This window comes from Mycetocola spongiae, from assembly GCF_020424085.1.
Classification (GTDB): domain Bacteria; phylum Actinomycetota; class Actinomycetes; order Actinomycetales; family Microbacteriaceae; genus Mycetocola; species Mycetocola spongiae.
Window position 1 is genome coordinate 1205707 of sequence record NZ_CP080203.1, and the last position, 11887, is coordinate 1217593.

At 65.4% G+C, this 11887-nt stretch carries 10 protein-coding genes; 3 read left to right on the plus strand and 7 right to left on the minus strand.

Features of this window, described 5'->3' with window-relative positions:
- Positions 1-117 precede the first annotated feature (117 nt).
- The 3 genes from KXZ72_RS05580 to KXZ72_RS05590 all read left to right on the plus strand — a co-directional run bounded on the left by KXZ72_RS05580 (position 118) and on the right by KXZ72_RS05590 (position 3583).
- Positions 118-708, plus strand: coding sequence for a TetR/AcrR family transcriptional regulator (locus tag KXZ72_RS05580; RefSeq protein WP_226082815.1), 591 nt, complete (start codon positions 118-120; stop codon positions 706-708).
- Positions 709-804: 96 nt separating this feature from the next.
- A complete protein-coding gene (locus KXZ72_RS05585; RefSeq protein WP_226082817.1) occupies positions 805-2271 on the plus strand; it encodes an MFS transporter in 1467 nt (488 codons plus the stop codon).
- A gap of 4 nt (positions 2272-2275) precedes the next feature.
- Positions 2276-3583 carry a metal-dependent hydrolase family protein gene (locus KXZ72_RS05590; protein WP_226082819.1) on the plus strand — a complete coding sequence of 436 codons (1308 nt, stop codon included), beginning with the start codon at positions 2276-2278 and terminating at the stop codon, positions 3581-3583.
- A 730-nt stretch (positions 3584-4313) separates the two neighbouring features.
- Here the strand turns inward: KXZ72_RS05590 and KXZ72_RS05595 are convergent.
- From KXZ72_RS05595 to KXZ72_RS05630, 7 genes are all read right to left on the minus strand, one after another.
- The gene (locus tag KXZ72_RS05595; protein WP_226082821.1) at positions 4314-5117 is read right to left on the minus strand and encodes a PP2C family protein-serine/threonine phosphatase; all 804 of its coding nucleotides are present in this window, start codon (positions 5115-5117) and stop codon (positions 4314-4316) included.
- 114 nt (positions 5118-5231) lie between these two features.
- Entirely contained in the window at positions 5232-5765 is a 534-nt protein-coding gene (locus KXZ72_RS05600) for a hypothetical protein (protein ID WP_226083556.1), read from the minus strand.
- A 1666-nt stretch (positions 5766-7431) separates the two neighbouring features.
- Complete coding sequence (locus tag KXZ72_RS05610) at positions 7432-8400, minus strand: aldo/keto reductase (protein ID WP_226082826.1); 969 nt, start codon at positions 8398-8400, stop codon at positions 7432-7434.
- 26 nt (positions 8401-8426) lie between these two features.
- Positions 8427-9203: a YaaA family protein gene (locus tag KXZ72_RS05615; protein ID WP_226082827.1), complete on the minus strand. Its 777-nt coding sequence runs from the start codon at positions 9201-9203 to the stop codon at positions 8427-8429.
- Between the two features lie 31 nt (positions 9204-9234).
- A complete protein-coding gene (locus KXZ72_RS05620; RefSeq protein ID WP_226082828.1) occupies positions 9235-9498 on the minus strand; it encodes a F0F1 ATP synthase subunit epsilon in 264 nt (87 codons plus the stop codon).
- A gap of 2 nt (positions 9499-9500) precedes the next feature.
- A complete protein-coding gene (atpD, locus tag KXZ72_RS05625; protein ID WP_226082830.1) occupies positions 9501-10961 on the minus strand; it encodes a F0F1 ATP synthase subunit beta in 1461 nt (486 codons plus the stop codon).
- A 31-nt stretch (positions 10962-10992) separates the two neighbouring features.
- Positions 10993-11886: a F0F1 ATP synthase subunit gamma gene (locus KXZ72_RS05630; RefSeq protein WP_226082832.1), complete on the minus strand. Its 894-nt coding sequence runs from the start codon at positions 11884-11886 to the stop codon at positions 10993-10995.
- Between the last annotated feature and the right edge of the window lies 1 nt (position 11887).

The window sequence follows — 11887 nt, forward strand, 5'->3', positions numbered from 1 at the left end:
CAATAATAACGAAACTACTCGGATCGCAATTCTGATCCGAGAATACAGCAATTATGTCGCCTTCCGATACGTTGCGTTGCGAATTGAACGGATGTGTGTTTTCCTTATCCGATGACGATGACGACAAAACCCACCGCGGGCCGGGTCCAGGACGCCGAGCTGACCGAACGCATTCTTGATGCGGCCGAGGATGTTCTGCGCGTCTCCGGATTCTCCGGGCTGCGGGTGGGCGCCATCGCCACGACGGTGGGGTGCGGCAAAACCGCGATCTACCGGCGTTGGGCCGATATGGAGGGGCTGGCCGCGGACATCATCCTGCGCTATTCCCCGCTCGGAGACGAGCCCGATACCGGTGACTTTGTCGAGGACCTGGTTTTGCACCAGGAACAGAGCATGATTCACCACCGCGCCGATGGCGATCGCCCCGGCACCCGACCCCTGTGGGCGGTGCTCACCGAACCCGGTGTGCGCAGCGCCGTCGCCCAGCATCTCACCGTCTATCGCCGCGATCGTGGCCGCACCATTGTGGCCCGCGGGATAGGGCGCGGAGAGCTGCCCCCGGAGACGGACGCCGATGCCCTCCTGGACATGGTGGCGGGGTTTGCGTTTTATCGCACGATCGTCCGCGATGAGCAGCTGACGCCGGAAACCTTCCGCCAAATCGCCAGCTCGGTTGCGCAGGCACCACCATTACGCGTCACCGCGTAGTCCTCGTTTCGACGAGAAGACACACTTAAGTAGCACAAATCTCTCCCCGTCCAGGGCGGACGGTGAGCTTATCGCGCAGTGAAAGGCCGTACCGCTATGTCCAAGAATCCTTCCTCGGGTTCCCCTCTCGCTTCGTCGACGCAGCCCGCGCAGCGGGTCGTCGCAATCGTCGGGTTTCTGCTCTTTGTGGAGTTGAGCAGTGGTTTTCTGCAGGGCTATTATTCGCCCCTCTTTGGCGGAATGATTGAACACTGGGATATCACCGACGCCCAGATCACCTGGTTTGTGACGGCGCAGACCCTCGCCGCGGGCGTGAGTGTTCCGGTGCTCTCCAAGCTCGGAGATATTTTTGGTCACCGCCGGATCCTCCGGCTCACCGTGATTTCGGTGGCGATCGGCGCAACGCTCGTGGCACTGTCGCCCTCGTTCCCGCTCGCCCTGCTCGGCCGCATCCTGTGTGGTCCGCTCGCGGTATGGCTGCCCCTGGAAATCGCCATCGTGCACAGCCGCCTGAGCCTCGCGTCCTCGCGTAAGGCCATCGGTATGCTGGTGGCCAGCATCACCCTGGGCGCCGTGATCGGTTCGATCTCCGCCGGTTTCACCTCGAACCTGGAAAACTTCACCACGGTTCTGCTGATCCCCGTGGTCATCCTCCTGCTCTGCATCGTGGCCGTTTTTGTGGCCGTTCCCGAGTCCACCGAGCGCGCCAATCCGAAGATCGATGGCTGGGGCTTTGCCGGGCTCGCCGTATTTATGCTGCTCCTGCTCTGGGGCCTGCAGCAGGCCTCGCAGGCCGGTTTTGCCTCGCTGGGCACGCTGCTGCCGATCATCGGCGCGGTTGTGGTCTTCCTGGTCTGGGTCTGGTGGGAGCGTCGCGCCGAGGTTCCGGCGATTGATCTCTCGCTGATCACCCAGTCCAAGCTGTGGCCCGCCTATGTCATCTCCTTCATTGTGGGTGTGATCGCGCTGGGGACGCAGACGATTCTGATGACGTTCCTCGCGGGAGACCCGGCACGCCTGGGTTATGGATTCTCGATGCCCGCGAGCAAGCTCTCGCTGATCAGCCTGGTCTCGATTTTCCCGGCGATGCTCTCCTCGATTGCCTTTGCCCGGATCGCGAAGCGCCTCGGCCTGCTGAAGGTGCTGCTGATTGGTCTCTCGGCGGGCTTTATCGGCCAGATCGGTATGGCCGTGCTGAATACCTCGCTCACGGCGATCATTGTGTCGCTGATCGTGAGCGGCCTGGGTGTGGGTCTGCTGCTGGGTGCGCTGCCCGCGCTGATCTCGGAGGAGGCTCCGCTGGATTCCACCGGTATCGCGACCGGCCTGTATAACTCGCTGAAGACCCTCGGTGGCGCCGTGGCCGGTTCGGCCTTTGGCCTGATCCTCGCCTCGTTTGTGATGCCCGAATATGGTGCCGCCTCGCTCGGCGGATATGTCACGGTGTGGATCGTCTGTGCGGCGTCCTGCCTCGTGGGCCTGCTGGTGCTGCCCACGCTGCGCCAGAACCGCCCGCAGACCACCGTTATTCAGCTGCCCCTCGACCTGGAAGAGAAGATCTAAAACGATGACTACAGCCCTGAAGCCCCATCACGCCGCGCGCCTGCCGCGTACCCCCGCGTTTTCCGGAACGTATCGCCTGACCGGGGTGAACCTGTGGTCCGGCACCGGCGAGAGCGTGCAGCCCGGTAGCGAGATCGAGGTGGTGGACGACCGGATCGTCTATGCCGGTGCGTTCCGTCCCGAGGTCACGGTGGATGCGGGACCCACGATTGATCTTGGCGGCGTGACGGTGCTTCCGGGGTTCATCGATACCCATGTGCACCTGCGGTTTGCGCTGGAGACCAATCCGCTGGTGATGATGAGTCAGTTTGAGAGCCAGCAGCATTTCCTGGCGATGGGCACCGTGCGCGATACCCTGCATGCCGGAATCACCACCGTGCGTGACCTGGGTGGGCTGGATGCGGGCTATCGTAATGCGATTGCGGCGGGCCTGATTGATGGTCCGCGGCTGCACCTGGCCATCGCGGTGCTCTCCCCCACGGGTGGGCATGCCGATTCGCATCTGGCCAATGGGGTGGACCCGACCGCGGGCATCTCGGATGGTTTTATGCGGATCGTGGATACCGATGATCAGATGCGGCTCACGGTGCGCGAGCTCGTGCGCAGCGAGGCCGATGTGATCAAGGTGTGTACCACGGGTGGCGTGTCCAGCCCCTCCGATACCCCGCATGATCTGGGGGTTCCGGAGCATCAGGTGGCCATCGCGGTGGAGGAGACCGGGCGGCGTCAGGGCCAGCCAGTGACCTCGCATGCGCAGGGCACCGAGGGCATCCTGGAGGCCATTCGGGGCGGGGTGAGCAGCATTGAGCACGGGTATGAGATCGATGATGAGGGTATTGCCCTGATGATTGAAAAGGGCACGTTCCTGGTGCCCACGCTCAGTTCCGCGCTGCGCCTGCCGGATCCGCAGAAGGTCTCCCCGGTGCTTTATGCCAAGAAGGTCCGCTGGTCGGCCATCGCCCGCGAGCACCTGACGCGGGCGATCCGCGCCGGGGTGCGGGTGGCGCTGGGCACCGATTCGGGAGTGTGCCCGCACGGCACCAACCTGACCGAGCTGGGTCATCTTGTGGATCTGGGGATGAGCCCCGCGGGCGCGCTCGCGGCGGGCACCATTAATGCGGCCGAGCTGCTGCGCCTGGATGCCGATCTGGGCACGATCGAGGCGGGGAAGCTCGCGGATCTGGTGTTCACGCGCCGGGATCCGCTCACCGAGATTCACGCCCTCGCCGATCCCTCCGAGATCATCGCCGTGGTCCAGGGCGGCCGGGTGAAGAAGGATAGCGCGGGCCTGCTCGCGGAGCTTCCGCACTAGCCTCATGCCGGGTTCACCCGGCGGCCAACGGGTATATGACGGTGGGTAATTCCCGCGGTCATATACCCGTTTTGCGTGGGGCGGGTAGGGGTGTGTACGTTCCCCAAAACCCGGAGGCTGCGGCCGTGAGCGCGCGCCGGGGAGCGGGTGCTCCTCGGGGTACGGGTGCGTGCAGGGGCATAGGTGCACGCAGGAGCACAGGTGCGTGCAGGAACACAGGTGCACGCAGGCTCACCGGTGTATTCAAGAGCACAGGTGCGCCCGGGAGCGCCGGTGCGTGCAGGAGCGCAGATGCGCCCGTGAGTGCGGGTGCACACAAAAGCACAGATACACGCAGGGGCACAGCTATGTGCAGGAGCAAGAATACGCCCCGGAACACGGGTGGGCCCCCGACCACGGTTGCGCGCAAGAGCACAGGTGCACAGGTGCACGCGAGGGTATAGATGTGTGCAGGAACACGGATGCGCCCCGGACCCAGGGAGCGCGCAGGTGCGCAGGTGCGCCCCAGAGTGCGGGTGCGACCGGGAGCGCGGGTGTGCGCCGAATCACGGATGCTTCCCGGGGCATGAGTGCACCCCGGGGTACGGGTGCGTGCCAGAGCGCGAGCGTGCCCGGGAGCGCGGCTGCGTGCAGGGGCGCGGGTGCGTGCAGGGGCGCGGGTGCGCGCCGACGCGGTGCGGACTATACGCGGTGGTATGGCCGGGGTGCTGCGGGCCGGCCGGGGCGCGGGTTAGGCGGTGGGGAGGGTTTCCGGGTGGAGGCGTTCGTCAAAGACGATTGCGGTGATGTTATCGCGTCCGCCGTTATCCAGGGCGGCGCGGAACATTGCGAGGAGGGCGTCGGCGGGTTGTGCGGAGACGGTGAGGAAGTGCTGGATGCCGTAGTCGGTGAGTTCTTTGGTGAGTCCGTCGGAGCAGACGAGCCAGCGGGCGCCATCGGTGTTGTCGATGTGCAGATAGTCGGGGATGGGGTCTTCGTTGAGGCCTACGGCGCGGGTGATGACGTTGCCGTGGGGGTGGGTTTCGGCTTCTTCGGCGCTGATTGCTCCGGCGGCGAGGAGTTCCTGGACCACGGAGTGGTCTACGGTGAGTTGTTCAAGTTCGCCGGCGACGAGGCGGTAGACGCGGGAGTCGCCGATGTTGAAGACGGTCCAGCCGTTTCCGGTGGGGTCGCCGTCGCCGTAGAGTACGCCGGTGACGGTGGTGCCGGTGCCGAGTTCGGAGTCGCCGACGGCGGCGGCCATATCGTGGACGGCGCCACGGAGGGCCTGTTCGAGGCCGTCGCGGGTGACGCGGGGGGATTCGGCGATGAGGGTGCGGAAGTGGTCGACGACGGCGGCGCTGGCGACCTCGCCGGCCTCGTGTCCGCCCATGCCGTCGGCCACGGAGAAGAGGGGAAATTCGACGATGACGGAGTCTTGATTGACTTCACGTTTGCGTCCGGTATCGGTGGCGACTGCCCAGCTGATGCTCACGTCGGGGAGGGACTCCCGGGTAACATGCTGCGAGCCGATACGCACGTCAAGCTCGCTCACACGGTTTCCTTTCGACCAAATGTCACACAACGGCGACACTATGGCACCGAGTTCTCTTCCCGTCGCCTGAGTCTACCGACCGAAGGGAACTCTGCGCGACTTTGGCGGGTCTTTTTATTGGGGATTGCCGGAAATGCACCCCCAGCGTGGTTTTTCGCCGCGATTTACGGCGTTTTTGAGTGTGTGGACAAATCGGGGGTTGGCGTGCGGGGCCCCGGGGTGTCCGAGGAGCCGCTGGGTTTCGGCGAGGTCGCCCGCGGCCCAGGCGAGCCACGCGCCGGCCTCCCGGGCACCCTCGCGGCGGGTATCGGGGAGAGTGTTGCCGAGGTGGGAACACAGCAGGCGTGAGCGATGCAGGCGGTGTGGGATCGGTGGGGTGGGTGCGTCCCCGCAGAGATATCGCAGGCCGCGGAGAAGCCGCGGGGGATGTGCCTCCAGGTCCGCGATCAGGTCCCAGCCGGCCGCGGGCCCCCAGGCCCAGGTGTGTAGGAGGACATCGCGCAGCGGGCCGTCGTGGAGCACGGTGCCGAGGAGGGCCCGGACCGCGGGCGCGATACGGTGCGGCGCGAGGGTGAGGGCGTGCTCGGCCAGCTCCACCAGGGAGGGGATCTCCCCGGTGCCAGGGGAACCTTCGTGGGGCGGAGGCACAGCCGGTGCCGTCGTGGCCGGTGCCCGCGCTATGGCCGGGGCTGCATCCGAGGCGGACGGGGCGCCCAATCCGGTCCGGATCCGCGCCGCGGTGGGAGGCGTCGCGGCCCGGGCCGCGGAGCGCGGCGTGACCGACGGAGGGGTAGGTGCGGGCGGCTCGGGGATGGGGTGTTTCGGGCGCAGCGTAAATCGTTCCGGGCGGAGCAGGAGCGCGCGGGCCTGCCCGGGAGACACCCGCTCCAGGGCGGCCTCCAGTTCCCCTATGAGCGCCGCCAGCGTGGGCGCGGGAGACGGCGTCGGGGCCGGCATGGGGAGTGTCCGTCGCCCGGCAGACGGGGTTGCCGGAGCCGGGAGAGCCCCGGCAATGCGGGAAACAGCGGGGACGGGCCTCGCTGAGTCGGGCAGCTCCGAATCGGGCAGCACAGAGTCGGACGGCACAGAATCGGGCAGTACAGAGTCGGACGGCGTAGCGTCGGGCGGCGGCAGATCAGACTCCGTAGACCCGGGCACCGTCGGGTCGCGCAGCGGGAATTCACCCACCGTAACCCCAGACTTCTTCGAGTCGAGATTCTTCGGGTCGAGATTCTTCGAGACAGGCTTATCCTGGTCAGGCCGCGCGGAGTTCTGTTCCTCCGTGTCGGTCACCGCGTAGTCGGACGGCGCAGAGCCTGGCGGCGCAGAGTCGGACGGCGGGAGATCAGATTCCGTAGGCCCGGGTAGCGTCGAGTCGGTCACCTCCACGTCGCGCAGCGGGAGAACAGACTCGGTGGACCCCGGCTCCGTAGCCCCAGACTCCGTGGACTCAGACTTCGTGGACTCAGACTCCGTGGGCCCAGATTCAGGCTCAGACCCGAGCGCAGGCTCTGCCACCCCAGGCCACGGCCGGGCGGGCACCGCCGGATCGGGAACGGCCAGATCGGGGACCTCCGAATCGGGCACCGATACAACCGGCTCCGCGCCATCACGTTCCGCACGATCACGTTCCGCCGCATCGCGCCCGGCCGGCGCTTCCCGCGGCCGACCGGCCGCAAGATGGCGCACCGGGAGGGCGTGGGCGGGCGCAAGATAGCTGGCCCAGGCGTCGTACCCGGGCACGGATCCACGCCCCACACACAGGGCGTCGTGGAGATGGAAGCCCGCGGCATCAAACCGGGAGAGCACCCGGTCGATGAGGGGAAAGCCCGGCAGCGCATCGGGCCCCCAGGCCGGGTCGAGAACCCGCGGGGTATAAAACACGGCGATGACATGATCGGCCTCGGGAATGCGGCACAGGCCACCCACCGCGCCCTCCACACAGGCCACACCCGCCGCGCTCTCCACAAACGCCCTATCCCCCATACAGCCCCGATCCCCCACACAGAAACGCTCCTCCACCCGCGGCACACGCGCCGCGCCCTCGGCAGAGACCGCGAGTGCGTCCCGCGCGGGCGGCGGCAGCCGGAGCCGGAGGAGCGCCCGGGTGTGCAGCCCGCGCATCCCCGCCACCACCAGCGCGGACTCGGGCCGCTCCCCCAGCAGCGCGGGGACGAGGGCTAAAAACTGTTCGGGGCGGTGAAGAGAAAAAATAGTCATGCCCCCAGTTTTCGCCGCCGCCTCCCCCGGCGCGGCAAAACTCCCCCGGCTGTGGAAAACTCCAGCACCGGCGGCAGCTGTGGAAAACCTGCCGCTATGAGGCGGTGAAGAGCTCCGAAATATACGTGTGCTCGGCCGGGGTCAGCGAGGTGGACGCCCCCTCCGCCACGTTTTGCCGGATCTGCTCCGGGGTGGTCGCCCCCGCGATCACGCTGCTCAGCCCCGGGCGCGAGAGCAGCCACTCAAAGGTGGCCTGCAGCATGGTAATCCCGCGGTCGGCGCAAAAACGCTGATACGTCTCGATGGTCTCCCAGGGCGCGTTTTCCAGCAGGTGCGGGCGCTGCCGCATAATGCGGGTATCGCTCGGCCCACCCGCACGCCCAAATTTGCCCGTAAAGAGCCCGTTATACAGCGGGAACCACGGCAAAAACCCCAGCCCATACGCGTTCACGGCGGGCAGCAGCTCGCGCTCGGCACCGCGGGTGAGCAGGTTATATTCGTTCTGCGCCGAAATGAACCGCGCTCCCCCGGCCTCGCGCGCCATAAACTCGGCCTCCGCCACCTGCCAGCCGGCAAAATTGGAGTGCCCGATATAGCGCACCTTACCCTCGTCGATCAGCTCGTTCAGCGCCGCGAGGGTCTCCTCGATGGGGGTGATCGGATCGGGGGTATGCAGCTGATAGAGATCGATCCACTCGGTTTGCAACCGCCGCAGCGAGGCCTCGACCGCGAGCCGCACATAGCGGCGAGATCCCTTGGCTCCCCAGGAGGGAATACCGGCCTCAAAATCGGCATGCCCAAATTTGGTGGCCAACACCACATCCGCGCGCCGCCCGCGCAGCGCATTGCCCAGCAGCGTCTCGCTCAGGCCCGGCTCACGCCCGTACATATCGGCGGTATCCAGGAAGTTCACCCCCGCGTCCAGCGCGGCCTCGACCACCGCCGTGGTGCCCTCCTGGGTTTCGGTGCGGCTGCCCGCCCGACCAAAATTATTGCAGCCCAGGCCCACCGCGGACACCATCAATCCGCTGTGCCCCAGCGGAGAATACGTCATCTCAGTCATACCCTCAGCCTATCGCCGGGCGCGCCCTAGAGCCGCGCGATCTCCTCCAGCAGGATCTCCGAACCCCGCTCGGACACGGAAAAACCCCGCCCCTGCGCCCAGGCAATAAACCCGGCGGCACTCGCGCAGCGCGGCCGATCCTCCAGCAGCGCCCGCAACAGCAGGCCCTTGGTCTTTTTATTAAAGTGATTCAGCGCCCGCACCGGCTCCCCCGCCGAGACGCTTCCCACACCCACCACCCGCAGATACGCGGACGACCCCTGCGCGGGCAGCGGCGAAAGCGCCGCATAGGCCTCCGAACGCAGGTCCAAGAGAAAACGGCCACTGCCCGCCAGCGCCGCATTCCCGGCGGCCGCCCAGCGCTTCTTGAGCGCCGTGGGCGGTACCCGCCCGGCCGCGGACAGCCGATAATTGGGGATGCCCTCAAGGGCGCCCACGGGGCCCAGGGGCGCGGACTGGATCAGCACATGCGCCGCGGCATAGCGCCGCGCCGCCGCGTCCAGGGAGTCAAAATCGAGGGCGTCAAAGAGCACGCCGGTATAGCGTTGCAGCGCCGGCATCAGCGGGGCCGAGCGCAGCCCCAGGTTTAACGCCACCTCGTGTGCCAGCTTTGGCCCGAGCTTGAGTGCGCGGGCCGCGGCCTCGGGATCGGCACATAAAACCCCGAGATCGGCCAATAATTCCGCCCGAATCGGCGTGAGCTCCGGGAAGCTCAGCCCCGCCAGCATATCCGTGCCGGGGGACAAAAAAGCCCCCGGCTCATCCTGTCGCTTGGTCTCCGAGGGAGGCAGCAGAATGAGCACGGGGGTATTTTGTAGAGAAGTTCGAGAAGAACTAGGCGGAAAGAGCCGCGGTTCCGGCAACGACGCTCACGGAGTTATTTTCAACCGAGAGGAATCCATCGTTGGCGGTAGCGGTGATCTTCTCACCCGAGGCGAGGGTAATCCGAACCTCACCGCTGGCCAGAATGGCCAGCAGCGGCTCGTGACCGGCAAGAATACCGATCTCACCCTCGACGGTTCTGGCGATCACCTGAACCGCTTCGCCCGACCAGACTTCCTGTTCGGCCGAAACGACGCTGACGGTGAGTGCGGCCATGATTAACCGTTGTCCTTCTGGATCTGAGCCCACTTCTCTTCGACGTCGGAGATTCCACCGACGTTGAAGAAGGCCTGCTCAGCCACGTGGTCGAACTCACCCTTGGCGATGGCATCGAAGGACTCGATGGTCTCCGTGAGCGGAACGGTCGAACCCTCTACACCGGTGAACTTCTTCGCCATGTAGGTGTTCTGGGACAGGAACTGCTCGATACGACGGGCGCGCGATACGGTGATCTTGTCTTCCTCGGAGAGCTCGTCAACACCGAGGATCGCGATGATCTCCTGGAGTTCCTTGTTCTTCTGCAGGATGGACTTGACCGTGGTGGCCACGCGGTAGTGGTCCTCACCTAAGTACCGGGGGTCCATGATCCGCGACGTGGAGGTCAGCGGGTCGATGGCGGGGTACAGACCCTTCGAGGCGATTTCACGAGAGAGCTCGGTGGTCGCATCGAGGTGGGCGAAGGTGGTGGCGGGAGCCGGGTCGGTATAGTCATCGGCGGGCACATAAATGGCCTGCAGCGACGTAATCGAGTGACCACGGGTCGAGGTGATGCGCTCCTGAAGGAGACCCATCTCGTCCGCGAGGTTCGGCTGGTAACCCACGGCCGAGGGCATACGACCCAGAAGGGTGGATACCTCGGAACCGGCCTGGGTGAACCGGAAGATGTTATCGATGAAGAGCAGAACGTCCTGCTTCTGAACATCGCGGAAGTACTCCGCCATGGTCAGGGCCGACAGGGCGACGCGCAGACGCGTTCCCGGCGGCTCATCCATCTGGCCGAAGACGAGGGCGGTCTTATCAAAAACGCCCGCCTCTTCCATCTCGTGGATCAGGTCGTTACCCTCACGGGTACGCTCTCCCACACCGGCGAAGACCGAAACTCCACCGTGATCCTGCGCAACACGCTGGATCATTTCCTGGATCAGAACGGTCTTTCCCACACCGGCTCCACCGAACAGACCGATCTTTCCACCCTGTACATAGGGGGTCAGAAGGTCGATCGACTTAATGCCGGTCTCAAACAGCTGAGTCTTGGACTCGAGCTGGTCGAAGGGCGGGGGCGTGCGGTGGATGGGCCAGCGCTCGGTGATCTCCAGCTGCTCGCCGGGCTCGGCGTTCAGCACCTCACCCAGAACGTTGAAAACCTTACCCTTGGTGACATCACCAACGGGTACGGAAATCGGCGAACCGGTGTCGGTCACTTCCTGGCCACGGACGATACCGTCGGTGGGCTTCAGGGCAATGGCGCGAACCAGGTCGTCACCCAGGTGCTGGGCAACCTCAAGGGTCAGGACCGTGGTCTCTTCACCGATCGTGATTTCGGTCTTCAGCGCGTTGTAGATCCCGGGGATCGCATCGTGCGGAAACTCGATGTCAACGACCGGGCCGGTGACGCGAGCGACGCGACCGACGGACGCGGTCTTCTGCTCGGTCGCCGTGGCATCGGCGGTGGTTGTCATAGCTTTCTTCTCTCTCGTTCTCGAAAAACTTCTAGGAGGACAGCGCGTCAGCGCCACCAACAATTTCGGAGATCTGCTGGGTGATCTCGGCCTGACGGGCATTATTGCGCAGTCGGGTGTAGTCGGTGATGAGCTTGTCGGCGTTATCCGAGGCGGACTTCATTGCCTTCTGCGTGGCGGCGTGCTTTGCGGCAGCCGACTGCAGGAGTGCGTTGAAGATACGGCTCTCGATATACACCGGAAGCAGGGCATCCAGTACCGTCTCGGCGTCGGGCTCAAACTCGTACAGCGGCAGAACCGCTGACTCGTCGGGAGCCTCAACACCCTCAACTACCTCCAGGGGCAGGAGACGCACAACCTCGGGGGTCTGCGTCATCATGCTGATGAAGCGGTTATAGACGATGTGGATCTCATCAACTCCACCCTCAGCGGTGTCCTTCAGGAAGGACGCCAGGAGGGCCTCGCCGATTTCCTTGGCGGCGGCAAAGGTGGGGTTCTCGGCTTCGCCGACCCACTGCGCACGCAGCGGCACCTTGCGGAAGGTGAAGTTCGCCACGGCCTTGCGGCCATAGGCGAAGTGAACAACTTCCTTGCCTTCGCTCTGGAGCAGCTCGGTCAGCTCGCCGGCTTCACGCAGAATCTGCGAGTTGAAGCCGCCGGCCAGACCCCGGTCCGAGGTGAATACCAGCACCGCGGCGCGGGTAATCTTCTCCGGCTCCGTGGTGAGGACGTGCTCCACATTGGAGTACGTCGCCACCGCGGAGACCGCCCGGGTAATGGCCCGGGAATAGGGACCGGAGGCTGCCACGCGCGCCTGCGCTTTTTGAATGCGCGACGCGGCGATCAGCTCCATCGCCTTAGTGATCTTCTTGGTCGTCTGCGCAGACTTAATCTTCTGCGTATAGACCCGGAGCTGTGCACCCATG

What these genes read in the sequence shown, in the direction of transcription:
- KXZ72_RS05580 (WP_226082815.1), top strand. Translation starts at nt 118, where the DNA reads ATGACGACAAAACCCACCGCGGGCCGGGTCCAGGACGCCGAGCTGACC.
- KXZ72_RS05585 (WP_226082817.1), top strand. Translation starts at nt 805, where the DNA reads ATGTCCAAGAATCCTTCCTCGGGTTCCCCTCTCGCTTCGTCGACGCAG.
- KXZ72_RS05590 (WP_226082819.1), top strand. Translation starts at nt 2,276, where the DNA reads ATGACTACAGCCCTGAAGCCCCATCACGCCGCGCGCCTGCCGCGTACC.
- KXZ72_RS05610 (WP_226082826.1), bottom strand. Translation starts at nt 8,400, where the DNA reads ATGACTGAGATGACGTATTCTCCGCTGGGGCACAGCGGATTGATGGTG.
- KXZ72_RS05620 (WP_226082828.1), bottom strand. Translation starts at nt 9,498, where the DNA reads ATGGCCGCACTCACCGTCAGCGTCGTTTCGGCCGAACAGGAAGTCTGG.
- atpD (WP_226082830.1), bottom strand. Translation starts at nt 10,961, where the DNA reads ATGACAACCACCGCCGATGCCACGGCGACCGAGCAGAAGACCGCGTCC.
- KXZ72_RS05630 (WP_226082832.1), bottom strand. Translation starts at nt 11,886, where the DNA reads ATGGGTGCACAGCTCCGGGTCTATACGCAGAAGATTAAGTCTGCGCAG.